The sequence below is a fragment of the Variovorax sp. 01N429 genome (assembly GCF_056399425.1).
Genome location: NZ_JBFTRG010000005.1, coordinates 101,308 through 124,558, shown reverse-complemented (window position 1 = coordinate 124,558; position 23,251 = coordinate 101,308). Strand labels below are relative to the sequence as shown.

Here is a 23,251-nt window from a genome sequence, read left to right as displayed (position 1 = left end):
AACGTTCCGCGGAGTGCCGCATCATACGAGCCGAGCCGTTGAAGAGGAATGCCGCGCTTGACCACGATTTCTGAATCCTCCTCCAGACCTGCAGTACGCGTCCGCCGCCCGCTGCGTGCCCTTTGCGCAGCCCTGGTGATCGCCTCCCAGCTGGTGTTGCCGGCCCCCGTCCGCTCCCAGCAACTGCCCGGCATGGGCGACGGCGCCGAAATGACGGCCACTGCCGAGCGCCATCTGGGCGATCAGATCGCGCGCGAGTTGTACCGCGACCCGGACTACATCGACGATCCGGTGCTGATCGAATATGTGACCGACATCTGGCAACGCCTGCTCGCGGCGGCGCGCACCCGTGGCGAGCTCACGCCCGAACTCGACGAACGCTTTGCGTGGACGATCCTCCTGGGCCGCGACCGCGAGGTGAATGCATTTGCGTTGCCCGGTGGTTACCTCGGCGTGAACCTGGGGCTGATCGCGATTGTCGGCAGCCGCGACGAGCTGGCCACGGTGCTCGGGCACGAAATGTCGCACGTCACGCAGCGCCATATCGCGCGCATGATGTCCAAGCAGAACAAGCAGTTTCCGTTGATGCTCGCGGGCATGATCCTGGGCGTGCTCGCCGCAAGCAAGAGCCGCAATCCCGATGCCGGCCAGGCAGTGATGATGGGCAGCCAGGCGGCTTTTGCGCAGAGCCAGCTGAGTTTTTCGCGCGACATGGAGCGCGAGGCCGATCGCATCGGATTCGGCGTGATGACGCAGGCCGGCTATGCCCCGCAGGGCGCGGCGTTGATGTTCGAAAAGCTGCAGTACGCGTCGCGACTCAACGACAACGGCTCGTACCCCTATCTGCGCAGCCACCCGCTGACGGGCGAACGCATCGCGGACATGCAGGCGCGCTTCCAGCTTCAGCCCGGCAAGTCGGGCGCCCTGCCGCTGGCGATGGATCACGCAATGATCTCCGCCCGTGCGAGGGTGCTGACGCGGCCAGGCGTGGATGTGCTGCGTCTCTGGGTCGATGCGCCGTCAACCGGCGAGTTCGCGCGCAGCTCGCCAGCGCAACAGGCGGCAATGCTTTACGCAGCGGCGTTGTCGGCGAGCGAATTGCGCGACTTCAAGGCAGCCCGCTCGTTGGCGCAGCGGCTCGTCACTCGAACTGCGGACGACGCACCGTCGGCGCGACTGGCCCGTTTGCTTTCGGCCGAGATCGAGTTGGTCGCGGGCTCCGCACCGGCGGCGCAGGCGCTGCTCAATCCCAAGGCCAAGGATCGTCCTGAAATGCTGCTCGCTGCGCAGGCCGCCATTGCCGTGCACAACCCGGCGCCGATGGTTCAGCCATTGCGGGACTGGGTCGCCACGCATCCTCGCGATGCGACGGCTTGGCGCACGTTGGCCAATTTGTATGGCGCCCAGAACGATCCGGTTCGCGCTGTGCGCGCGGACGCTGAGTCCAACATCGCGGTGCTGGACTATCCGGCCGCGCGGGATCGGCTCAGGGCGGCGCAGGACATGATCCGCAACAACGCGCGCGGAGCTGGGGGTGAGCCGATCGACAACTACGAGGCATCGATCATCGATACCCGAGCGCGCGCGGTGGAGGCTCTCGCGAGAGAACAGGCCGCAGAGCCGCCCCTCAAATAGACGACCAGGCGCCGCTCAAGCCCGGGCGAAGAGTCCACCCAGCGCCGATTCGATGATCAATCCGAGCAGCGAATAGAGCAACGATCCGATGAGGGCGGCCAGGAAGCTGTTGACGTGGAAGCCCGAAAGCAACCCTGAAGCCGCCCAGAAGAGCAGCGCGTTGATCACGAACAGGAAGAGCCCGAGCGTGACGATGGTCACGGGCAGCGTGAGCACCACCAGAACCGGCCGCACGAACATGTTCAGAAGGCCGATCACCGCCGCCGCAAGCAGTGCCGAGCCATAGCTGGTGACCTGGACGCCGCTGTAGATATACGTGACCGCCAGCAGCGCCAGTGCGCTGAGCAGCCATTTGATGACAAGGCGCATTGGCTGGGCGCGTATTCAGTCGGTGAACTCGGCGGCGAGCATCATCAGCGCACCCATGCTCAGCAGGGCACTGGGAAGCGCCCAGCTCGAGCGCCCGGGAGGCGCCACGTCCGCTGCCACGGGCTCCAGGTCGAGCCCGGCCTTTGGACGGCGCGCATCGACGACTTGCGCCACGCCATGCTCCAGTCTCAGTCGCTTGGTCAGGTCGGCGAGCGGCCCCTCGGCGAGAACCCTTGTGACGCGATCGCCTTCCTCGCTTTGCAGGGCAGGCACTAATTGCTCCTGCACCTTGGCGAACCATTTGCTCCGCCAGTTTTCGCGCGCACTGTGGCTGACCCATTTGCTGATGCGACGGGTCATGCGCGGCGCGCAAGCCACCAGCACCCAATGCCGCGGAGCCCGACCGTTCGCTTCCGCTGCCATCTTCGCCAGAAATTCGCGGGCGTAGGCGGCGTCATCAACGTACAGAATGATCTTTTCCATGGGAGCTCCTTCTTGCGATGGTTGTAGTGGCAGAGACATCGAGCGCTACGTCAAACGGTGACCGTGTCGGCAGGTTTCGGGCGGCGCGCGGCCACCCACTTGCCGATGGCCAGTACCAGCAGCGCGCCGGCGACACCGGCCGCATAGCGGACCACGTCGCTTTGGGGCAGCTTGGGCACCCATGTCCACGCGGCGGCGTTCGCCACGGCCGGATCGGAGACAGCCATGGTGCCGGCGATCCAGCCCAGAAGCATCCCTCCGAGCGTGATGATGATCGGGAAGCGGTCCATCAGCTTGATGACCAGCTGACTGCCCCAGACGATGATCGGAATGCTCACGAGCAGCCCGAAAACCACGAGCGACATCTGATGGCCTTCGCCGGCACCTTCGGCCGCACCGGCGATCGCGATGACGTTGTCCACGCTCATGACCAGGTCGGCAACGATGACGGTCTTGACCGCGGCCCAGAGCTTGTCGCTGGCAGCGATGTTTCCGTGGGGGTCGTCGTGCTCGGGTGCGAGAAGCTTGATGCCGATCCAGACCAGCAGGATTGCGCCCGCGAGCTTCAGGAAAGGTATGGCGAGTAGCGTGAGCGCGAAAAAGATCAGGATCACGCGCAGCACGATGGCGCCAGCGGTGCCCCAGAGAATGCCCTTGGTGCGCTGCGCCGGCGGCAGCTTGCGGCATGCCAGCGCAATCACCACCGCGTTGTCGCCGCCGAGCAGGATGTCGATCATGATGATCTGACCGACGGCAACCCAAAACTCGGGCGTCAGAAACTGTTCCATAAAGTCCTCTGTTCGTTTCGATTCATCCCGTAGGGGCCGGATGAAGCGGGCGGGTGAGGACCAACGCCCTCGAGGAACACGCAATCGCTTCGATCAAACCAGCAGGGGTTCAAATCGAAGGTCTTGCTCGACAGCGCGTGACTGCCCGAAAGGCCGGAAGTGTGATGCTTCGTATTGACGACCTGACGATGCCCGCTGAAAAGCGAGCGGGAGCTACTCCCCTTCGTGGCGGAATTAGAGCATTGCGCCTGATGTGTGGCAACCGGGCGGAGCTTCGGCCTTGAGCGAAAGCCGCTGGCGGGCCGCATCGGGTAAGAAGTTGTTGCTATGAATATGAGAGCTGATCAATTCCTTCGGGCACGGCGGGATTTGTCGGGACTATGATCGCCGCTCGCTTTTTTTCGTCCGTATGGCCGCCATTCACATCACCGACATCGAGGCCGCCATCAACTTCTGGCGCGGCCGAAAGCCCTCGCCCGACGGCGTGACGCTTGCGCCCGAACTGCGGGCGCTGGCCGAGGTGTACGCGCTCATGGTGTTCCACCACGAAGACGAGGTTGATGAAGTCGGCTTTCCGTCGAAGGCATGGGACGCATGGCTGACGTGGTACCAGACCACGCCCGATACGCCGTGCATCGCCATCTGCTCCACCAGCCAAGGTGATGACGAATGCAAGGGTTGCGGGCGAAGTTTCGACGAGGTCCAGCACTGGCCGGCCATGACGCCGGGCGAGAAACGCTCGACCTGGCGGCGCATCACGATGCAGGATTCGGCCTGGCGCTTCAATAAATACGCGGAGCGCGCCCGCGAGGTCTCCGATACTGCAGCGAGCACCGAGTAGCCTCGCCTCAATCTATGCGCCGCCTCGTCCAAGCCCCCAATCTGGCCATCGCGACGCTGTGGTTGCATGCATTGCGCGAAGACGGCGTGCAGGCGTCGGTGCAGCGTGAATATCTGGGTGCCGCAGCGGGCCAACTGCCTCCGGACCAGTGCCTGCCCGAAATCTGGATCGAGGACGACGCGCAGTTCGCGCTCGCCGAGCGCCTCTTGCATGAACTGCGCCATCGGCCCCAACGCCGCTGGCAATGCGTGTGCGGCGAACTGGTCGAAGGCGGCTTCGAACAGTGCTGGCAATGTGGCGAAATGATGCCGAGCTAGGCTCGCACCGGGGGCAAAGCAGCGATCCCTACTTGAGCTTCACGGGTTCGATATCGATGTTGTGCGTGCCGTCGCCCAGCATCAACGCGCCTTCCTGAATCGTCGCCTGCAGCTGCATCGACCGCTGCGCCAGAGCGGCAAGCGCCTGCGAAGCTGCGGTGGGTATCCGGAACACGCTCAGGTTCTGCGGCCGCGTCAGCTTGTTCTCGATGCCGCGCCACCAGATCTCGGCGGCGTGGTTGAAGCAATAGACGATGACCTCGTCCGCCTTGCCGCACGCCTTGATGATGGGCTTGTCTTCCGGCTGGCCGACCTCGATCCACATCTTTACTTCGCCGGTGAAGTCGCGCAGCCAGACGTCCGGCTCGTCCGGGTTCGAGAGGCCGGCGCCGAAGGCGAGCGTTCCGTCGCCATTGCAGACGTCCTGCAACTTGTGGGCGTTGAGCGCCAGCGCCACCAGCCGGATCATCATCCGCTCGTCGGTTTCGCTCGGATGACGCGCCAGCGTCAGCGTGTGATCGGCGTAGTAGCCATGATCGATGTCCGCGACAGCGAGACTGGCCTTGAATATCGTTGACTTGAGTGCCATCAGATTCGCCGCTCCGTCAGGGGGAAGCGAGGACACGAAGTGCCGAGAGTGGGGGCCATCATGCCCGCCGGGCCAATTCGGCAGCCTTGCCGATGTAGCTGGCCGGCGTCATGGCCAGCAGCCGATCTTTTTCGGCGTCAGGGATCGCAAGCGAGCGGATCAGCCCATGCAGCGCCTCGGCCGTGACCGTCTTGCCGCGAGTCACTTCCTTCAACTGCTCGTACGCACCCTGCACGCCGAAGCGCCGCATCACCGTCTGGATGGGTTCTGCGAGCACTTCCCATGAAGCGTCCAGATCCGCTGCCAACGCTTCTTCGTTGAGTTCGAGCTTGCCCAAGCCGGCCGCCAAGCTCGCATAAGCGAGCGTGGCATAGCCGAGCGCGACGCCGATGTTGCGCAGCACGGTGCTGTCGGTCAGGTCGCGCTGCCAGCGGCTGATGGGCAGCTTTTCGCTCAGGTGGCGAAGAACCGCATTCGCAAGGCCGAGATTTCCTTCGGCATTCTCGAAGTCGATCGGGTTGACCTTGTGCGGCATCGTCGAGGAGCCGATTTCGCCTTTCTTCAGCCGCTGCTTGAAGTACCCCAGGCTCACGTAGCCCCAGATGTCACGCGAGAAGTCGATGAGGATCGTGTTGGCCCGAGCGATCGCGTCGAAGAGTTCGGCCATGTAGTCATGTGGCTCGATCTGGATGCTGTATGGCTGAAAAGTCAGACCCAGACCCAGCGGCGCGGGCGTCTCGACCACTTTTCGGCTGAAGGCCTCCCAGTCGAAGTCTGGCCACGCCGCCAGATGCGCGTTGTAGTTGCCGACCGCTCCGTTCATCTTGCCGAGCAACTGCACGCCCGCGATCTGCTCGCGCGCCTTCGACAGACGCACGGCGACGTTGGCGATTTCCTTGCCCACGGTGGTCGGGCTGGCGGTCTGTCCGTGCGTGCGCGAAAGCATCGATACGTCAGCGAACTTCGTCGCCATCTCGCGCAAGGTCGAGATCAGGCCGTCGATGGCGGGCAGCATCACCTTCTCGCGGGCCGCCTGGATCTGCAGCGCATGGCTCGTGTTGTTGATGTCTTCGCTGGTGCAGGCGAAGTGCACGAACTCCGAAGCGGCAAGCAGCTCGGGCCGCGCCTCGAACTTCGACTTGATCCAGTACTCGACGGCCTTCACGTCATGGTTGGTGGTCTTCTCGATCTGCTTGATCGCTATCGCGTCGGCCTCCGAGAAGTTGGAGACCAGCCCGAGCAAATACTTGCGGGCGCCTCCGGTGAGTGGCTTGAATTCAGCGAAGCCGCAGTCCGAAAGGGCGATGAACCACGCCACTTCGACCTGCACCCGCCGGTGCATGTAGCCCTGTTCGCTCATCAGCGGGCGCAGTGCCGCGAGCTTTGGCGCGTAGCGGCCATCAAGGGGGGAAAGCGCGGAAACGGTGGAGAAACTCATCGGCGAATTTTAGGTCTCGCCCGGCTCGAAGCAATTGCGGCTCCGGCTCGCCGCCGCACGCCAAGAACGGGTCGGGAGGGCAACGTCGATTCCGCAGTGGTCCCGTTCCCATAGAATCAAAGCGCTACAACGATGACCCTGATGGGGGGAAAGCCCGAATGAAACTGATCGGATCCGCTGCCAGTCCTTACGTGCGCAAAGTGCGAGTGGTCATGGCCGAGAAGCGGCTCGACTACCAGTTCGTGATCGAAGACGTCTGGTCTGCCGATACCACCATTTCCAGTGCCAATCCACTCGGCAAGGTGCCCTGCCTGATCATGGACGGCAGCGAAGCCATGTTCGATTCGCGCGTGATCGTCGAGTATCTCGACACGCTCTCGCCGGTCGGCAAGCTGATTCCACAGCAAAGCCGCGAGCGAGCGGAAGTCAAGACCTGGGAAGCGCTGGCTGATGGCGTCATGGACGCGGGCGTGCTGTGGCGGCTCGAAGCAACGTGGGCACATCGTGCCGACGGCGAACGCAGCCAGGCCTGGATGGACCGCCAGCGCGCGAAGGTCCTCAACGGGATCGCGGCCATGGCCAAGGGGCTCGCCGACAAGCCATTCTGCAGCGGGATCCACCTGAGTCTTTCGGACATCGCTGTGGGCTGTGCCCTCGGCTGGATCGCCTATCGCTTTCCCGATATTGACTGGCGCGGCGATCACCCGAATCTTGCCAAGCTCTACGACAAGTTGATGTTGCGGCCCAGCTTCGCCGACACCTGCCCTTGAGCCGGCCCAGACAAAAAAATGCCCCGCAATGCGGGGCATTTTTTTGGTGGAGATAAAAACGTTGCGAGGCGCCCCGAGACGAAGGAGGGAGGGAGGGAGGAGGAGAAGAATCGCCTCGGGATTTCAACCAAGCGACACGCACCTGGAAGACCTCGCAACATGAAACCGATCGGGTGATCCACACCCGAAACCGTTATGAGCGTGGCCCCGGCGACCGGTTCCCGCGCGAGAGGTAAGCGTTTGTGACGGTAAATCGATCAGTGGGTCGATCGATCGGGACCGAGTTGCTTTTCGACATCGCGGATAAAGGATCGATCCTCAGGCGTCGTGAGGCTTGAGTAAGACTCGACCACCGTTCCGTCTCGCGCGATCAGGTATTTGTAGAAATTCCATTTCGGCGTTGTTCCCGAAGCGCGCGCCAACTCCTTGAACAATGGGTTGGCGTCTGTTCCGCGGACAGAGCTTTTCGCAAACATCGGAAATTTGACACCAAAGGTGCTTTCGCAGAAGTCGGCGATTTCCTTGTTCGAACCTGCCTCTTGCGCGAAATCGTTGGACGGGAAACCAAGCACGACCAAGCCCCGAGCGCGGTATTTGCTGTGCAGGGATTCGAGACCTTTGTACTGGGGTGTAAATCCACAGAAGCTCGCGGTATTTACGACCAGCAGCACCTTGCCCGTGTACTGGCACAGATTCTGGGGTTTCTCATCTTGAAGCCGCGCAAAGGTGTGCTGCAGGATGGCTGGGCAGGCGGATGCCGCGGTCGAGGCGGCTTTGGCGTCGTCAGCCTTGGCGCTGCGGGGGAGAAAGCTGGCCACGGCGGCAATGGCCAAAAGAATCGTCAACGGCAGCCGGACGTGAATTCGCATGGCGGATTTCCTCAGTTTTGCGCATGGGAAGCGTACGCGTATTTGTATGTTCTTGCGCGTGTCATGGACGCGCCAAGACCGCCGTCTAAAATCCAGCGGCTTCAGAAAGACACCAATGCTGTACCCGGAACTCTTCAGACAACTCGAATCCGTCCGCTGGGACATGGACAAGGATATTCCGTGGCAGTCATTCGACGGGACCCTGCTATCCGAAGAGCAGGCCCAGACCATCAAGATGAATGCCATCACGGAATGGGCCGCATTGCCTGCCACCGAGATGTTCCTGCGCGACAACCGGCATGACAGCGACTTCTCGGCCTTCATGTCGATCTGGTTCTTCGAAGAGCAAAAGCATTCACTGGTGCTGATGGAATATCTCAAGCGCTTCAGCCCGCAGCACGCGCCGACCGAACAGGAACTGCACGACGTGCGCTTCGATTTCGATCCCGCGCCGCCGCTCGAAACCCTCATGCTGCATTTCTGCGGCGAAATCCGCCTCAACCACTGGTATCGCCGCGCGGCGGAGTGGCACACCGAGCCCGTCATCAAGCACATCTACACCACGCTCAGCCAGGACGAGGCGCGCCATGGCGGCGCCTATCTCCGCTACATGAAGCGTGCGCTCGAAAAGTTCGGCGACGAGGCGCGTTCGGCATTCACCAAGGTGGGCGTGCTCATGGCTAGCGCCCGCCGGACCGCGCAGGCGCTGCACCCGACCAACCTGCACGTCAACAAGGCGCTTTTCCCCAACGACACGATCCAGAGCCGTGTGCCGGACCCCGACTGGCTCGAGCACTGGCTCGACAAGCAGATCAAGTTCGACACGGTCTGGGAAAACAAGGTCGGCGACCGCATCCTTCACAACTTGAGCTTGCTGATGAACAGGAGCTTCAAGACCGTGCAGGAACTGAATCGCTATCGCAAAGAGCTGGCGGCTTCGCTTGGGCCGAAGCCCGAGTACCAGGGAGCCTAGCCAAGCTCGCCCCCAGGCTGCGCGCACTTCGTGTCGCTTCGCCAACCCCCTGCCGGGGGCGGCCGGCCGCTTCGGGCGGCCGGGCGCGGCGGCCCTCCTCTGAAGACGCATCGCCGTCAGTGGCGCTCTACGATCACGGGGGTTAGTTGGAGGCCGTTGCGGACTTGCTCTGCGGTGTTGCGGGCTGATTCGCGTGAGGCGTAGGGGCCGGCTTGCAGGCGGTGGGTGCCGCGCTCGCTGAAGACGTTGAGGGACGGCGCGAGGCTGGGCAGATCGCGTGCGACCTGTTGCTGAAAGCGCGTCGCGCCATCTCGCTGGCTGAATGCGCCGAGTTGTACCCAGAAGCCTTGCACACCTTGCACTCTTTGCGTTGGCGCCGAAGCTGCGCCTTCGGACGGCAGCATGGGCGAAGCGATCGGGGGCGATGCGGCAGCGGTTGAAAGCGGAGCCATCGGTGCCAGAGGCGAGACTTCCATTGCCTCGAAGCGCGGCGTGGCCGCGACTGGCGCCGTCAATGCTGCTGGCACGGCGACGCTGTCCGCCGCCGGGGCAAGTTCGGCAGGTGTGGGCGGCGGCGTACGGCTTGCCAACTGCGTGGCATCGGCATTGCCGCGACGCCAAGCACCTGTGCGGATGTCGTCGTTGGTGATGCGTTCGATCTCGACAGGCGCAACGCCGCGCAGCAAGTCCAGCTTGAGCGCGGCGGTATAGCTCAGATCGATGACGCGGTCGTCGTGAAAAGGCCCACGGTCGTTGACTCGCACGATCACTTCGCGACCGTTTGCCGGATTGCGAACGCGCACATAGCTCGGCAACGGCAGTGTCTTGTGGGCCGCGGTCATCGCGTACATGTCGTAGGGCTCGCCGCTGGCGGTCGATTGGCTGTGGAATTTGCGGCCATACCAGGACGCCAAGCCGCTCTCGCGGAATGGGCGGTCATCGACGATGGGAACATACGAGCGGCCCAGCACGACATAGGGCTTGCTGGTTCCACCGCTGCTGCGGATGGGTTCGACGCGGGGTTCCGCATCGGGGACCTGGCTCAGGTTCGGGGGCGGGCTGGCATCGGCGCCGTCGCGCCCGAAGCCGCCACTCTTGGGGCCGCTCGCGCAACCGGCGAGCAACAGAAGGACCAGCGAAATGACGCGCGTTGCTCCCTGAGAGCGGATGGGCGGCCACACGAGGTGGGCACGCCTGGGGGCGAGCGTCGTCCTATCCAAAGACCGCCTTCCAAAGTGCCAACATGGCCTCACGCTCGTGGACGAGAGAGCTCATCGGCACCTGCGTCGGTTCTTCGTTGAGCCGCGCCCGGTGCTGCACACGACGCAGTTCACGGTATGCCGCCGCGGCGTTCTGGCCGATGCCTTGGGGCAGCAAACCGGCGTTTTCCGCGCGCACGAGCAGGGCGATGTTGCCGACGTTGGGGACCAGTTCAGGGTGGGCTTTGGCTGCGGAGAGGATGAGAAATTGCACCGCGAATTCGGCGTCGACCATGCCGCCCGCACTGTGCTTAACGTCGAAGTGATCGGGCTTCACCGGCCGCGCTGCTCGCACCTTCTCGCGCATGGCAACGATCTCGGCCTTGAGGGCATCGTGATCGCGCGGCGCGGTGATCACGGCTTCACGGACGCGGTCGAACCGCTCCCCCAGCGACGCATCGCCGAGTACGAAGCGCGCACGCGTCATGGCCTGGTGTTCCCAGGTCCAGGCCGTGTTGCTGCCGCGGCCAAGCTGATACTTCTCGTAGGCCTCGAAGCTGGTGGTGAGCAAACCCGAATTGCCGTTCGGCCGCAGCGCCGTGTCAATCTCGAACAGATCGCCTTCGCGCGTCTTCACCGTCAGCCAGTTGATGAGCTTGCGAACATAAGCCGCATACACCTCGCCCGCGCGCTCGTCGTCGTCGTCATAGACAAAGACGATGTCCAGGTCGCTCCCGTAGCCGAGTTCCTTGCCGCCGAGTTTTCCGTATCCGATGATCGCGAACTGTGGCTGTTCGCGGTGCGGATTGCGCACGTGCGGCCAGCACCAGCGCGCCGTGGCGCGCAGCACCGCGTCGGCCAGGGCGCTGAGATCATCGGCCACCTGCTCGACGGTGATGCGCCCGTCGACGTCACGAGCGAGCGTGCGAAACAGCTCCGCGTGGTGGGCGTGGCGCAAGAGATTGAGCAAGCGCTCCTCGTCGGCTTCGCCGGTTCGGGTGAGCGACTGGTGCCGCGCTTCGAGTTCGCGCTCGAACTCCGTCGCGACAAAGCGGCCCGAGAGCATCTCGTCGCTCGCGAGCTCGTCGATCACACCCGGGTGCTGCATCAAATAGCGCGCCGGCCACTTGGCGGAGCCGAGCAGTCGCAGCAAGCGCTCCTGCACGGCGGGCCGCTCGACAAGCAAGGCGATGTAGTTCTCGCGCCGCAGGAGTGGTTCGATCCAGTCCGCCCAGCGCAGCGCCGCGTCGATGTGATGGCCGATCTTGCCGGGCGCCTCGCTGTCGGGTTCGCGCAGCCATTGCCCCGTGCGGTGCACGAGCTGGCGCAGGCGGGCACGCGTTTCGTCGCGCAAGGCCCGGATGCGGGGGTTCTCGCGCCATGCTTCGATGCGTTCGGCGAAAGGTGCGGGAAGGCCGTCGATCAGGTCGGCCAGGTCCGTCGGCGCCGCGCTCGCGCCGCCGTTGCATCGCTTGCAGGGCGCCTTGCCGCCGAGCAGCTTGTCGAATTCCTGGGCGACGAACTCACGGTGTGTATCGAGTTGGGCGAGGAAGCTGCAGCAATCGGCAAAGCCGAGCGTCTGTGCGATCCATCGGACGTCGTCGTCGCTGACCGGCAGCACGTGTGTTTGCTGGTCATCCAGGTACTGGATTCGATGCTCGACGCGCCGCAGGAACACGTATGCCGCGGCTAACTCGTCGGCGGCTTCCTGCGGCATCAGGTTGGCGCGCGCCAGTCGCTGCAGCGCATCGAGCGTCGGGCGGGTGCGAAGCTCCGGGAATTGCCCGCCGCGCACCACCTGAAGCAACTGGACCGTGAATTCGATCTCGCGGATGCCGCCACGCGACAGCTTCACGTCGTTCGCGCGCTCCGGCCTTCCAGCGCTGCGGCGCGATGCCTGTTCGCGAATCTGCCGGTGCAGCGTACGCAACGAGTCGAACACGCTGTAGTCGAGATAGCGGCGGAAGACAAAGGGCAGAACCACGCCCCGAAGCGCTTGGGCCGAGCCGCTGGTCACCACCGATCGCGGCGCGACCACGCGGCTCTTGAGCCAGGCAAAACGCTCCCACTCGCGCCCTTGCACCTGGAAATACTCTTCGAGCGCGTCGAGCGAAACCACGCTCGGGCCTGAATTGCCGTTCGGTCGCAGCGCCAGGTCGACGCGGAACACGAACCCGTGCTCAGTGGTGTCGCCCACCAGTGCATAAATGCGCTTCACCGCCCGCGCGAAGTATTCCTGGTTGGACAGCTTGCCCCGGCCGTCGATGTCGCCGAGCGTGTCGCCATCCTGGTCGTACAGGTAGATGAGGTCGATGTCGCTCGACACGTTGAGTTCGCGCGCACCGAGCTTGCCCATTCCGACGATCCAGATCTGCGCGCGCTGGCCGTCGGCTCCGATGGGCGCGCCATGGGCCGCGTCGAGTTCAGTGCAGGCCTCATGGCAGGCGACGTCGAGTGCAAATTCAGCGAGTTCGGTGACCGCGGTCGTCACGACGGCGAGCGGCGCCTGCTGGTCGCAATCGAGGGTAATCAGCCGTTCCATCACGAGCTGGCGCACGATGCGCAGCGCGTCGGCGGCATTGTCCCCGCGGCGGCGAAGGGATTCATATGCCTGGGCCATGTGCGCGAGAACCGGCGCACCGGGCGGCAGCAGCGACAGTTCGCCGGCATAGCGGCGCCTCAGGCGTTGAACGAAGCGCGAGTAGCCCGCCAACGGCGTTGTGGGCGCGGATGCCTGTGGCGCGCCATGCGGCGCGGAGCCGGGGCCGTTGGAACCGGGTTGGGAGCTGGCAGTCATAATTCTCGACACAGCGCGATCCTCAATGAACGACACGACGTCTTCCCCTTCACGTCTGCTCAAGATCACCGCTGTAACGGCGCGCTGGTTGCTGGCATTGCTTTTCGGTGCATGGCTCCTGCTCGTGCTGTCCGTCGTTGTCCTACACGTCTGGATTGTGCCGCGAATCGGCGACTACCGTGGTGCCCTCGAAGCGCAAGCCAGCCGGGCCATCGGTGTACCTGTGCGCATCGGTTCGGTTGCTGCTGAGTCCGGCGGATTGTTCCCCACGATCGAGTTGCGCGACGTCGTGCTCCAGGATTCGAACGAGCAGGAGGCGCTGCGCCTGATGCGCGTGGTGGCGAGCGTTTCGCCGCGATCGCTCTGGAATCTCAGTTTCGAGCAGCTCTACATCGAAGAGCCGCAGGTCGACGTGCGGCGCGACGCCGCCGGCAAGCTCCACATCGCGGGCATCGACATGTCGGCCGAGACCAGCGGCGAGCGCGACGGCGCCGACTGGTTCTTTGCGCAGCGCGAGCTCGTCGTGCGGGGCGGCACGGTCGTCTGGATCGACGAAGGCCGCAGGATGGAGCCGCTGCGGCTGACCGATGTTCAGTTCGTTGCGCGCAACGGCGGGCGGCGTCACGCCATGCGCCTGGACGCGACACCGCCGGCAGGTTGGGGCGAGCGGTTCACCCTCGTCGGCGATTTCCGCCAACCCCTTTTGTCGGTGCACAGGGGCAACTGGAAGACCTGGGACGGCAAGATCTTCGCGAATCTCCCGTATGTCGATGTCACGCGCCTTGGCGGCTACGTGGACCTCGACGCGCGTATTCGCGAAGGCAGTGGAGGAATGCGGCTCTGGGCGGACATCACGGACGGCAAGCTCACGGGGGCCGTCGCCGATCTGGCGCTGCAAAGGGTCGACGTCTCGCTGGCCAAGGGCCTTCAGCCGCTGTTTCTTCGTGACGTGACGGGGCGTCTCGCTGGCCGTCTCGACAATGAAACCTTCGAATTCTCGACCACCAATCTGCAGTTCGATACGGCCGGTGGAAAGCGTTGGCCTGGCGGCAACATCTGGCTGCAGCACACACCCGCCAAAGACCGCGCGGCGGAGCGCGGCGCCTTCCGTGCCGATCGGCTGGACCTCGCCGCGCTGGCGCTCATCGCGGACCGCTTGCCGTTCGGCGAAGCCACGCGCAAGCTCATCGGTGAATTCGGTTTGAGCGGCCTCGTCGAGCGCGTCGATGCGAACTGGCAGGGTCCGGCGTCCAAGCCCGACAAATACCAGGTGCGCGGGCGGCTGAGTGCCTTCGGCATTGCGTCACAGCCCGGCGCGCCGGTCGAGGCGGTGGCAACAGCCACGGCCGAACCGCCGCCGGTCCCGGTGGGCACGCCGGGCGTGCGCGGCGCCACAGTAGAGTTCGACGCCAGCCAGACGGGCGGCAGCGCCACCGCGTCCATTGCAAACGGCGCGCTCGATTTTCCCGGTGTTTTCGAGGAACCAGTGATCCCCATCGACCGGATGTCGATGCAGGCGCAGTGGAAGGTCGACGGAGAGGCCGTCCAGTTGCAGGTTTCGAACCTGCGCTTTGCCAATGTCGACGCCGAAGGCGAGGCGCAGGCCAGTTGGCGAACCAGCGATCCGGCGGTGTCCGGCGGCGGCGCGCGCTATCCAGGCATTCTCGATTTGCAAGGAAAGCTCACGCGAGCCGATGGAACGCGGGTCTATCGCTACCTGCCGCTGCATATACCCAAGGGCACCCGCGACTACGTGCGAGACGCAGTGACAAAGGGAACGGCCAGTTCTGTCGATTTCAAGGTGCGGGGCGATCTGTACGACATGCCGTTCATGGACCCGAAGCAAGGCGACTTCCGCATCGCCGCGCGGGTGGCCGACGTCACCTATGCCTACGTTCCCTCCATGCCGAACGCGTCCAAGTCGTGGCCCGCGCTGACGGGGCTTTCCGGCGAGCTCGTCTTCGAACGGGCCGGCATGCTGGTGCGCAACGCACGCGGGCGTATCGTCGGCGCGCCCGGCGTGGAACTGACGAAGGCCGAGGCGCAGATCGCCGACATGTCGCACCATGCCGCGCTGTTGAAGGTCGATGCGCAGGCCAAGGGCGCCCTTGCCGAAGTGCTGCGCGTGGGCGCACCGCTGGCAGGCGACGCCGAGAAGACGCTGGCCGACATGCGCGCAACCGGCAACGCCGACTACAGGCTGCGCCTCGAGCTGCCGCTTTCAGCCATGGACAAGTCGAAGGTGCAGGCAGGTATCGTGCTCACCGACAACGACCTGCAACTCGCTTCTTCCGCGCCCGCGTTGACGCAGGTGCGCGGCACGGTCAACATCACCGAGACGGGCTTTTCGCTGGCGGCGATTCAGGCGCGCGCATTGGGCGGCGCAGTGCGCATCGAGGGCAACGGGCGCTTCGGCAATGCGGTCCAGGACCTGAACTTTCGGGTGCAAGGCAATGCCACCGCAGAGGGGCTGCGCGCCGCGCGCGAAGTCGACTGGCTGACGCGCCTTGCCAGGGGCGCAAGCGGCGGTACAGCCTATGCGGCCACCTTCTCCGTGCGTGACGGCGTTCCAGAATTTCTGCTCACCAGCAGTCTTCAAGGATTGGGGCTGCAAATGCCGCCGCCGCTGACCAAGGCGGTCGAAGAGTCGATGCCGTTGCGCATCGAAAAGAAGGTCGTCCTGCGCGGCTCTCGTTCGACGGGCGGCGCCACGCAGCCCATCAACGACCAGATCTCGATCGATCTCGGACGCGCGGTATCGGCGGCCTACGTGCGCGACCTTTCCGGCAGCGAACCGAAGGTGCTGCGAGGCGGAGTCGGCGTCGGCCTCTCGGCGGGGGAATCGGCGGCGCCGCCCGATCGCGGCATCTTCGCGAACTTGCGCTTCGATCGCCTCGACATCGCTGCCTGGCAGGCACTCTTTGCAGACGCAACCGGCAGGGCGCCGGAAGCCGCCGGCGCCAATGAAAGCGCGGACGACGCGCTCTCCTATCTGCCCACTCTCATCGCCCTGCGGGCGCGGGAACTCGCCGTCGGTGGCAGGACGTTGCACGACGTTGTGCTTGGCGGAACGCGCGAGGGGTCGCTCTGGCGCGCCAATATCGACGCGGCGGAGCTCAGCGGCTATGCCGAATACCGGCATACGCAGTCTGGTCGCCTGTATGCGCGGCTGGCACGACTGAAGATCGCACGCAGCGAGGCCACGGCCGTCGAAACGCTGCTCGACGAACAACCCAGTACGCTGCCTGCCCTCGACATCGTGGTGGACGACTTCGAGCTCTTCGGACACCGGCTCGGGCGTGCGGAGATCGACGCGGTCAATCGTGGCGGCGCCGCGCGTGAATGGCGGCTCAATCGGCTGGCGCTGTCCAATCCGGATGCCACTTTCACCGCGCAGGGCACGTGGGGTGCGCTTCCGGGTGGTGGTGCCTCAGGCGGGCGCGAGCAGCGCCGCACCAGCATGGACTTCAAGCTCGAGATTGCGGATGCCGGCAACCTTCTCACGCGGTTTGGCATGAAGGACGTCGTGCGGCGCGGCCGGGGCCGGCTGGAAGGCGCGGTGCAGTGGACCGGCTCGCCGTTCGCAATCGACTACCCAAGCCTTGGCGGGCAACTGCAGATCAACGTCGAAACGGGACAGTTCCTCAAGGCCGAGCCCGGCATTGCCAAGCTGCTGGGCGTGCTCAGCCTGCAGGCCTTGCCGCGACGGCTGACACTCGACTTCCGCGATGTCTTCAGTGAAGGCTTCGCATTCGACTTTCTGCGCGGCGACGTCAAGTTCGACCAGGGCGTCGCGTCGACGAACAACCTGCAGATGAAGGGCGTGAACGCCGCCGTGCTGATGGACGGTTCCGCCGACCTGGCGCGGGAAACGCAGAGCATCCGCGTGGTGGTCGTGCCGGAGATCAATGCCGGGACCGCGGCGCTGGTGGCCACGGCGATCAATCCCGCGATCGGCCTGGGCACCTTCCTCGCGCAGATGGTGCTGAGCAGGCCGCTCATCGCGGCCGCCACGCAGGAGTTCAAGATCGACGGCACCTGGACCGACCCGAAAATCACCAAGGTGCCCCGCCGGCTGCTGCCGGAAGCGCAGAGCGCGCCGGTGGCACCCGCTCCGCGCTAGAAGCAAAACCGAAGGAGACATTCGCCATGAAAGTCGCTGCAATCCAGATGGTGTCGGCCATCACCCGCGAAGCCAACCTGGCGAGCGCCCGCGCGCTGCTGGCCGAAGCTGCGGAAGGGGGCGCGGAACTCGCCGTCCTGCCGGAATATTTCTGCATGATGGGCGCGCGGGATACGGACAAGCTGGGGCTGCGCGAGGCGACGGGCTCGGGTCCGGTACAGAGCTTTCTCTCGGACGCCGCGCGCGAATTCGGCTTGTGGATCGTCGGCGGCACTCTGCCGCTCGAGACGGGCGATGACACCCACGTCTACAACAGCTCGCTGGTCTATGCACCGGACGGCGCCTGCGTCGCGCGCTACGACAAGATCCATCTCTTTTTCTTCGACAACGGCCGCGAGCGCTACGACGAACGGCGCGTGATCGCGCCCGGCAGTCAGCCTGTGACATTCGATCTGCCCTCGCGGGACGGTCATCTCTGGCGCGTCGGAATGAGCGTGTGCTACGACCTTCGCTTTCCCGAGCTTTATCGGGCGCTGGCCCGCGAGGGTGCCGAACTCCTGCTGGTACCCAGCGCGTTCACTCACACCACGGGGGCTGCGCATTGGGAGGTGCTCCTGCGCGCCCGCGCGATCGAGAACCTCGCTTGGGTGGTTGCGCCCGCACAAGGCGGCAAGCACGAGAACGGACGCCAAACCTGGGGCCAGTCGATGGTGGTCGACCCCTGGGGATCCGTGGTTGCGCAGCAGGCCGCTGAAGAGGCGGTGGTGCTGTTCGACGTCGATGCGCAGCAGGTCGAACGCGCGCGCACGCAACTGCCGGCGCTGTCTCATTGCGTGCTCTGAAGACGGTGTCCTCGCCCACGCTGCCCGTCGCCCGCGTCCTTCGCCCCGCATTCGCGCGGCTGCGCTTCCTGCGCTCGGTATGGAGGCGCTGGTTCCTGTGGGTGCTGCTGGCCATCCTCGTGCTTGCGTTGCTCGTCACTGTCGTGTGGCTGGCCGGGCGGCATGAGGTCGAGCAGGCACAGACGGTGCTGGACCGTGACACGGCCGATGCCGTGGCGGACTTGCGTGGAGGCCTGCAGCGCAACGTGCAGACCTTGCGCGCTTCGCTCGCTGGCGGCGTGAATCGCGAGCAGTGGGATCTTCGCGCCGGCAGTCTCCTGCGCGAGCACCGCGAATGGCTGCGGCTCGAATGGCGAGATGCCGGCTTGCAGACGCAGGCGGCGGTCGACACACCCTACCGCCGGCGCATCTTCGACGAGTCCGATCGCGGCGGGCAGGAGCCTTCGGATGTGGCGCTCGCCTGCGCCACTGCGCGCAAGCTCGGCGGCGCCGCCTATTCGCCAAGCCACTATGTTCCGGTCACTCAGGGCAACGGCCTGGAAGTCATGGAAATGTGCCTGCCAGTCGAGGGCGGCGGCTATCTCATCGCCTCCTATTCGCTGCGGGACATGTTGACTGAACTGGTCGCCCCCACGCTGAGTCGTGGACAGGAGGTCGCTTTCACCGAGGCGGATGGCACGCGGCTGGTGGCGATTGGTGTTCAGCGTCGCGTCGGCACCCGTGTCTTCACGTCGCAGCAGCTCATCGATCTTCCCGGCGCGCCGCTGATGCTGCGGGTCGACGGCTGGCGTGCCGTGCCGGATCTCTTCCCGAACATGCTGACGGCGCTCGTCACGGCGATCTCGATCGCGCTCGTGTCCGTGCTGGTGTTGCTGGCGCGCGATACGCGTCGACGCCAGCGCGCCGAGCACGACCTCGCCGATGCGCTCGCGTTTCGCAAGGCCATGGAGGACTCGGTCATCACCGGCCTGCGGGCGCGCGATCTTCAGGGCCGCATCACCTATGTGAACCCCGCCTTCTGCGAAATGGTGGGCTTCAGCGTGGAGGAACTCACCGCCAGCGGCGGCAACGAGGCGCCCTATTGGCCGACCGAACTCGCCCACGAATACCAAAGCCGCCAGGCGGTGCGGATGGCCGGTGGCGTGCCACCACGCGAAGGCTTCGAATCGGTGTTCATGCGCAAGGACGGTAGCCGCTTTCCGGTGCTGATCTTCGAGGCGCCGCTGATCAACGCGCACGGCTCGCAAACGGGATGGATGAGCGCCTTCATCGACATCAGCGAGCAGCGCCGCATCGAGGAGCTTTCGCGCGCGAGCCAGGAGCGGCTTCAGGCCAGCGCGCGCCTCGCGACGGTGGGTGAGATGGCGTCGCTCCTGAGTCATGAGTTGACGCAGCCGCTGGCGGCCATTGCCAGCTACGCGAGCGGCTCGCTCAATCTGCTGCAGGCGCCCGACGAGAGTTCGCTGCAGAGCCATCGCGACGATGTCGCCATGGCCGTGCGCCGTATCGCCGAACAGGCCGACCGTGCCGGGCGGGTGATTCGCAGCGTCCACGATTTCGTTCGGCGGCGCGATCGTACCCGCGAGACTGTCGCGCCGCATGCCCTGATCGATGCGGTGCTTCCGCTCGTGCGCCTGCAGGCACGCAAGCTGGGCGTGCAGATCGACGTCTTCGTGGAAGACTCACTGCCTTCCGTGTACTGCGACCGCACGCTGGTCGAGCAGGTGCTGCTGAATCTGGCGCGCAATGGCATGCAAGCCATGGACATGCCCGGCTTGAGCAATCGCGTGCTGCGCCTGAGGGTCGCTCGCGCGCGGAACACAGGGCGCAACCGCGAAGCCGCCTCGGGTGCGGACGCACGCCGCTGGCTCGAATTCTCAGTGGCCGACGTCGGCTCAGGCATCAGCGACGAGGTGGCCGCTCGCCTGTTCACGCCTTTCTTCACGACGCGATCCGATGGCATGGGCCTCGGCCTCAGCCTGTGCCGCACGGTCGTCGAGCAGCACGGCGGGGTGCTGATGTTCGAGCCGCAGCGGCCTCGCGGCACCCTATTTCGCTTCACACTGCCGGCGGCCTGAGAGTCCGTCGGCCCATATTTATGCAACCCCTGATCGATGCCCTGATTTTTATCGTCGACGACGATGCGAGCGTCCGCGATGCCCTGGCATGGCTGCTTCGTTCTCGACGACTTTCGAGCGAGAGCTTCGCGAGCGCCGAAGCTTTCGAGGCCAGGCTGGCCTCCGAACCGCTGAGCGACCGGCCGCATTGCCTCTTGCTCGACGTGCGCATGCCCGGCACCAGCGGATTGGTGCTGTTCGACCGGCTGGCCGAGCGCGGCCTGGTGGATGCGATGCCGGTGATCTTCCTGACCGGCCATGCCGACGTGCCCACGGCAGTCGATGCCGTCAAGCGCGGCGCCTTCGATTTTTGCGAGAAGCCTTTTTCGGACAACGCACTGGTCGACCGCATCGAGCAGGCGCTCGGCGCGTCACTGCGCGCGGTCGAGGCGGAGCGCGCACGTCAGGTATTGAAGCGGCGCATCGGCGAATTGACCGACCGCGAGCGCGACGTCATGCGTTGCGTCGTCGAAGGCTTGCCCAACAAGCTGATCGCCGATCAACTGTCGATCAGCGTCCGCACCGTCGAAGTCCACCGCGCCCGCGTCTTCGAGAAGATGGAAGTCAAGTCAGCCGTCGAACTCGCCAATCTCCTTCGCGGAATGTGAACGTTGCTCGCCCCCAGGCTGCGCGCACTTCGTGTCGCTTCGCCTACCCCCTACCGGGGGCAACACCGGCGGCCCGGCGAAGCCGGTTCCGCGGTGTTTCACTAAGGAGCCGGGGCCTCCGCGCGGGGGCTATCCTTGCGCTCGTTCGCCTACGTAGATTTCGACGCGGCGGTTCTGGGCGCGTCCTGCGGGGGTGTTGTTGTCCGCGACGGGTTCGCGTGAGCCGCGGCCGTCGATCTTGAACGCGCTTTGCGACACGCCGCGTGCGATCAGGTAGTCGCGCGTTGCGGCGGCGCGCTGGATCGACAACGGATCGTTGATCGCGTCAGTGCCGGTGCTGTCGGTGTGGCCGATGATCCGGACTTCGGCGTTCGGGTTGTTGCGAAGGCCGGAGGCAAATTGGTCGAGGATCGGCGAGAAGTTGGGCTTGATGACCGAGCGGCCCACGTCGAACGACACGTCGCTCGGGATTGCGAGCTTCAGTTCATTGTTCGGGGTCTGGGTCACGGCGACGCCGGTGCCTTTGGTCGCGGCTTCCATCTGACGCTTCTGGTTCTCCATGCGCTGCGACCACAGGTAGCCGCCCGCTGCGCCCGCCAATGCGCCGATGGCCGCACCAGCGCCTGCGTTGCGGCCGGTCGCCGAGCCAATCGCTGCACCAGCGACCGCGCCAACGCCTGCACCGATGCCCGTGTTCTTCTGCGTCGTGCTCATGTCCGCGCATCCGGAGAGCACGTAGGCGGCGGCGCAGCTTGCGAGTACGAGTTTTTTCATTGGACCCTTTCGATGGTGAGAATTGACCGGGCGATTATCCAGAGCGAGGGGTCGGCTCCAGGGGCGTCGGCAGTTTCAGCATGTAACGCATGCGGCGCATTTCAGTCGCGTCGTGCGTTGTCGCCGGGCGCGGGTTTCTCGTCGGTGTCCGCATCGTCGTGCAACTCGCCGCGTTTGCGTCCCGAGAACATGGTCCACCAGATGATGAGGATGAACACGATTCCGGCGCCCAGGGCTTCAAGCAAAATCAGACCCATGAAAAAAGGACTCCAGTGGCTGGTTGGGCTCGCGATCGTAGCAACGCTCGCCGGCTGTTCCACCAGCATCAGGCAGCCCGAAGTGCCGATTGCAACGCCGAGCGTGGGCACGCCGCCTCGCGACCTGGGTCCGCTCACCGGTTCGCTCGCGCATCCGAAGAGCCGTTGGGTGCCCGTCGCGTGGTCCGAGCTGCCGGGCTTCAACGATGACGCCTTGCATGAAGGCTGGGTGGCGATGATTTCGAACTGCGCGCGCCCCAACGCCGCATTTGCGCCGCTGTGTCGGGAGGTCCGGCAGTTGTCGCTCGCCGAGACCGGCGAGCAGCGCGAATGGATGATGCAGCGGCTGCAGCCCTACCGGGTCGAATCGCCGACCGGCCCGACCGATGGCAAGCTCACCAGCTACTACGAACCGGTGTACGACGCCACCCGCCGTCCCGATGCCACGCACACGGTGCCCATCTATCAGGCGCCAGCCGGACTAGTTCCGAAGCGGCCCTGGTACACGCGTCAGGAGATCGACACGCTGCCGCAGGCGCAGGCCGCGCTGAGGGGTCGTGAGATCGCGTGGCTCGCGGATCCAATCGACGCGCTCATGCTCCACATCCAGGGTTCGGGGCGATTGCGCATGACTGAAGCCGATGGGACACAGCATGTGATCCGTGTCGCCTTTTCGGCCACCAACGAGCAGCCGTACCGGAGCGTGCAGCAATGGCTCATCAGCCAAGGCGTGCCCAAGGTCAGCTTGTGGCCTGACGACGTCAAGCTGTGGGTGGCTCAGAACCCGCAGCGTCTGTCGCAGTTGCTGTGGAGCAATCCGCGCTACGTGTTCTTCCGCGAGGAATCCATGTCTGAAGTCGACGCTTCTTCGGGTCCGGTGGGGGCGCAGGGTGTGCCGCTTACTGCCGGGCGCTCGATCGCTGTGGACCGAGACAGCATTCCGTACGGCACGCCGGTCTGGCTTGCGTCGCCGGGGCCTGCCATGCCTTTGGCGAAGCTGGTGGTGGCGCAGGACACAGGCAGCGCGATCGTGGGGGCGGTGCGGGCGGACTACTTCGCCGGCACTGGCGCGGATGCGGGGCGAATCGCAGCGAGGATGAATCAGCCGCTGCGGCTTTGGGCGCTCTGGCCTAAATAGGGCTCGCCCCCAGTCTTCGCGCACTTCGTGTCGCTTCGCCTTCCCCCTGACCGGGGGCAACACCGGCGGCCCGGCGGAGCCGGTTCCGCGGTGTTCCTGGTGCTCGCCCCCAGGCTTTGCGCACTTCGTGTCGCTGCGCCTTGCCCCTGACCGGGGGCAACACCGGCGGCCCGGCGGAGCCGGTTCCGCGGTGTTCTTGTTGCTCGCCCCCAGTCTTCGCGCACTTCGTGTCGCTTCGCCTTCCCCCTGACCGGGGGCAACACCGGCGGCCCGGCGGAGCCGGTTCCGCAGTGTTTCTGGAAGGCGTTGCGGAGGCGGGTGGGT

At 65.1% G+C, this 23,251-nt stretch carries 20 protein-coding genes; 10 read left to right on the top strand and 10 right to left on the bottom strand.

Annotated elements, in window-relative coordinates:
• Positions 1–48: 48 nt before the first annotated feature.
• Positions 49–1,635, top strand: a complete 1,587-nt coding sequence (locus tag AC1DSF_RS11065; protein ID WP_478182832.1) for a M48 family metalloprotease — start codon at positions 49–51, stop codon at positions 1,633–1,635.
• 15 nt (positions 1,636–1,650) lie between these two features.
• Here AC1DSF_RS11065 and AC1DSF_RS11060 read toward each other — a convergent pair whose 3' ends face one another.
• The 3 genes from AC1DSF_RS11060 to AC1DSF_RS11050 are packed head-to-tail and all read right to left on the bottom strand — an operon-like array spanning position 1,651 to position 3,275.
• Positions 1,651–2,004 carry a phage holin family protein gene (locus AC1DSF_RS11060; protein ID WP_478182831.1) on the bottom strand — a complete coding sequence of 118 codons (354 nt, stop codon included), beginning with the start codon at positions 2,002–2,004 and terminating at the stop codon, positions 1,651–1,653.
• 15 nt (positions 2,005–2,019) lie between these two features.
• Entirely contained in the window at positions 2,020–2,487 is a 468-nt protein-coding gene (locus AC1DSF_RS11055; protein ID WP_478127479.1) for a hypothetical protein, read from the bottom strand.
• Positions 2,488–2,537: 50 nt separating this feature from the next.
• Positions 2,538–3,275 (bottom strand): TerC family protein, encoded by a 738-nt coding sequence (locus AC1DSF_RS11050; protein WP_478127478.1) that lies wholly within the window; start codon positions 3,273–3,275, stop codon positions 2,538–2,540.
• Positions 3,276–3,684: 409 nt separating this feature from the next.
• On the opposite strand from AC1DSF_RS11050, the gene AC1DSF_RS11045 reads away from it, so the two are divergent.
• Together AC1DSF_RS11045 and AC1DSF_RS11040 are read left to right on the top strand one after the other, a co-directional pair.
• Complete coding sequence (locus tag AC1DSF_RS11045) at positions 3,685–4,116, top strand: DUF3717 domain-containing protein (protein WP_478127477.1); 432 nt, start codon at positions 3,685–3,687, stop codon at positions 4,114–4,116.
• Between the two features lie 14 nt (positions 4,117–4,130).
• Positions 4,131–4,433, top strand: a complete 303-nt coding sequence (locus AC1DSF_RS11040) for a DUF2007 domain-containing protein (protein ID WP_478127476.1) — start codon at positions 4,131–4,133, stop codon at positions 4,431–4,433.
• Between the two features lie 28 nt (positions 4,434–4,461).
• Here AC1DSF_RS11040 and AC1DSF_RS11035 read toward each other — a convergent pair whose 3' ends face one another.
• Positions 4,462–5,022, bottom strand: a complete 561-nt coding sequence (locus AC1DSF_RS11035) for a YaeQ family protein (RefSeq protein WP_478144725.1) — start codon at positions 5,020–5,022, stop codon at positions 4,462–4,464.
• 58 nt (positions 5,023–5,080) lie between these two features.
• The gene (purB, locus tag AC1DSF_RS11030; RefSeq protein WP_478144724.1) at positions 5,081–6,460 is read right to left on the bottom strand and encodes an adenylosuccinate lyase; all 1,380 of its coding nucleotides are present in this window, start codon (positions 6,458–6,460) and stop codon (positions 5,081–5,083) included.
• Positions 6,461–6,618: 158 nt separating this feature from the next.
• On the opposite strand from purB, the gene AC1DSF_RS11025 reads away from it, so the two are divergent.
• Positions 6,619–7,230, top strand: a complete 612-nt coding sequence (locus AC1DSF_RS11025; RefSeq protein WP_478127473.1) for a glutathione S-transferase N-terminal domain-containing protein — start codon at positions 6,619–6,621, stop codon at positions 7,228–7,230.
• Between the two features lie 257 nt (positions 7,231–7,487).
• Here the strand turns inward: AC1DSF_RS11025 and AC1DSF_RS11020 are convergent, their stop codons facing one another.
• Entirely contained in the window at positions 7,488–8,099 is a 612-nt protein-coding gene (locus AC1DSF_RS11020; protein ID WP_478127636.1) for a glutathione peroxidase, read from the bottom strand.
• Between the two features lie 115 nt (positions 8,100–8,214).
• Here AC1DSF_RS11020 and AC1DSF_RS11015 point away from each other — a divergent pair, with 115 nt between their 5' ends.
• Positions 8,215–9,072: a ferritin family protein gene (locus AC1DSF_RS11015; protein WP_478127472.1), complete on the top strand. Its 858-nt coding sequence runs from the start codon at positions 8,215–8,217 to the stop codon at positions 9,070–9,072.
• Positions 9,073–9,188: 116 nt separating this feature from the next.
• Here AC1DSF_RS11015 and AC1DSF_RS11010 read toward each other — a convergent pair whose 3' ends face one another.
• Positions 9,189–10,253, bottom strand: coding sequence for a septal ring lytic transglycosylase RlpA family protein (locus tag AC1DSF_RS11010; protein WP_478144721.1), 1,065 nt, complete (start codon positions 10,251–10,253; stop codon positions 9,189–9,191).
• A 31-nt stretch (positions 10,254–10,284) separates the two neighbouring features.
• Positions 10,285–13,068 (bottom strand): bifunctional [glutamate--ammonia ligase]-adenylyl-L-tyrosine phosphorylase/[glutamate--ammonia-ligase] adenylyltransferase, encoded by a 2,784-nt coding sequence (gene glnE, locus AC1DSF_RS11005; RefSeq protein WP_478127470.1) that lies wholly within the window; start codon positions 13,066–13,068, stop codon positions 10,285–10,287.
• A gap of 25 nt (positions 13,069–13,093) precedes the next feature.
• Here glnE and AC1DSF_RS11000 point away from each other — a divergent pair, with 25 nt between their 5' ends.
• Genes AC1DSF_RS11000 through AC1DSF_RS10985 form a run of 4 tightly spaced genes read left to right on the top strand, consistent with a single transcriptional unit; the run spans position 13,094 to position 20,758 of the window.
• Positions 13,094–17,191 carry a YhdP family protein gene (locus AC1DSF_RS11000; RefSeq protein ID WP_478182830.1) on the top strand — a complete coding sequence of 1,366 codons (4,098 nt, stop codon included), beginning with the start codon at positions 13,094–13,096 and terminating at the stop codon, positions 17,189–17,191.
• A 26-nt stretch (positions 17,192–17,217) separates the two neighbouring features.
• Complete coding sequence (locus AC1DSF_RS10995) at positions 17,218–18,033, top strand: carbon-nitrogen hydrolase family protein (protein ID WP_478127468.1); 816 nt, start codon at positions 17,218–17,220, stop codon at positions 18,031–18,033.
• The gene (locus AC1DSF_RS10990; protein WP_478127467.1) at positions 18,021–20,111 is read left to right on the top strand and encodes a two-component system sensor histidine kinase NtrB; all 2,091 of its coding nucleotides are present in this window, start codon (positions 18,021–18,023) and stop codon (positions 20,109–20,111) included. The genes AC1DSF_RS10995 and AC1DSF_RS10990 overlap by 13 nt, the downstream gene beginning before the upstream one ends.
• A gap of 20 nt (positions 20,112–20,131) precedes the next feature.
• Positions 20,132–20,758, top strand: coding sequence for a response regulator transcription factor (locus AC1DSF_RS10985; RefSeq protein ID WP_478127466.1), 627 nt, complete (start codon positions 20,132–20,134; stop codon positions 20,756–20,758).
• Between the two features lie 129 nt (positions 20,759–20,887).
• Here the strand turns inward: AC1DSF_RS10985 and AC1DSF_RS10980 are convergent, their stop codons facing one another.
• Positions 20,888–21,532: a YiaD family glycine zipper/OmpA-like lipoprotein gene (locus AC1DSF_RS10980; protein ID WP_478127465.1), complete on the bottom strand. Its 645-nt coding sequence runs from the start codon at positions 21,530–21,532 to the stop codon at positions 20,888–20,890.
• 101 nt (positions 21,533–21,633) lie between these two features.
• On the bottom strand, positions 21,634–21,789 hold the full coding sequence (locus tag AC1DSF_RS10975) for a hypothetical protein (RefSeq protein ID WP_478127464.1): 156 nt from the start codon (positions 21,787–21,789) through the stop codon (positions 21,634–21,636).
• Between AC1DSF_RS10975 and mltA the strand changes: the two genes are divergently transcribed.
• Positions 21,788–22,927 (top strand): murein transglycosylase A, encoded by a 1,140-nt coding sequence (gene mltA, locus AC1DSF_RS10970; RefSeq protein WP_478127463.1) that lies wholly within the window; start codon positions 21,788–21,790, stop codon positions 22,925–22,927. The genes AC1DSF_RS10975 and mltA overlap by 2 nt on opposite strands.
• Positions 22,928–23,251 lie beyond the last annotated feature (324 nt).

Bases quoted from the DNA above. Each gene is read 5' to 3' on its own strand.
- AC1DSF_RS11055 (WP_478127479.1), bottom strand. From the start codon at position 2,487: ATGGAAAAGATCATTCTGTACGTTGATGACGCCGCCTACGCCCGCGAA.
- AC1DSF_RS11040 (WP_478127476.1), top strand. From the start codon at position 4,131: ATGCGCCGCCTCGTCCAAGCCCCCAATCTGGCCATCGCGACGCTGTGG.
- AC1DSF_RS11060 (WP_478182831.1), bottom strand. From the start codon at position 2,004: ATGCGCCTTGTCATCAAATGGCTGCTCAGCGCACTGGCGCTGCTGGCG.
- AC1DSF_RS10995 (WP_478127468.1), top strand. From the start codon at position 17,218: ATGAAAGTCGCTGCAATCCAGATGGTGTCGGCCATCACCCGCGAAGCC.
- AC1DSF_RS11050 (WP_478127478.1), bottom strand. From the start codon at position 3,275: ATGGAACAGTTTCTGACGCCCGAGTTTTGGGTTGCCGTCGGTCAGATC.
- AC1DSF_RS11035 (WP_478144725.1), bottom strand. From the start codon at position 5,022: ATGGCACTCAAGTCAACGATATTCAAGGCCAGTCTCGCTGTCGCGGAC.
- AC1DSF_RS11015 (WP_478127472.1), top strand. From the start codon at position 8,215: ATGCTGTACCCGGAACTCTTCAGACAACTCGAATCCGTCCGCTGGGAC.
- AC1DSF_RS11000 (WP_478182830.1), top strand. From the start codon at position 13,094: ATGAACGACACGACGTCTTCCCCTTCACGTCTGCTCAAGATCACCGCT.
- purB (WP_478144724.1), bottom strand. From the start codon at position 6,460: ATGAGTTTCTCCACCGTTTCCGCGCTTTCCCCCCTTGATGGCCGCTAC.
- AC1DSF_RS10985 (WP_478127466.1), top strand. From the start codon at position 20,132: ATGCAACCCCTGATCGATGCCCTGATTTTTATCGTCGACGACGATGCG.
- AC1DSF_RS11045 (WP_478127477.1), top strand. From the start codon at position 3,685: ATGGCCGCCATTCACATCACCGACATCGAGGCCGCCATCAACTTCTGG.
- AC1DSF_RS10980 (WP_478127465.1), bottom strand. From the start codon at position 21,532: ATGAAAAAACTCGTACTCGCAAGCTGCGCCGCCGCCTACGTGCTCTCC.
- AC1DSF_RS11025 (WP_478127473.1), top strand. From the start codon at position 6,619: ATGAAACTGATCGGATCCGCTGCCAGTCCTTACGTGCGCAAAGTGCGA.
- AC1DSF_RS11065 (WP_478182832.1), top strand. From the start codon at position 49: ATGCCGCGCTTGACCACGATTTCTGAATCCTCCTCCAGACCTGCAGTA.
- AC1DSF_RS11020 (WP_478127636.1), bottom strand. From the start codon at position 8,099: ATGCGAATTCACGTCCGGCTGCCGTTGACGATTCTTTTGGCCATTGCC.
- glnE (WP_478127470.1), bottom strand. From the start codon at position 13,068: ATGACTGCCAGCTCCCAACCCGGTTCCAACGGCCCCGGCTCCGCGCCG.
- AC1DSF_RS10975 (WP_478127464.1), bottom strand. From the start codon at position 21,789: ATGGGTCTGATTTTGCTTGAAGCCCTGGGCGCCGGAATCGTGTTCATC.
- mltA (WP_478127463.1), top strand. From the start codon at position 21,788: ATGAAAAAAGGACTCCAGTGGCTGGTTGGGCTCGCGATCGTAGCAACG.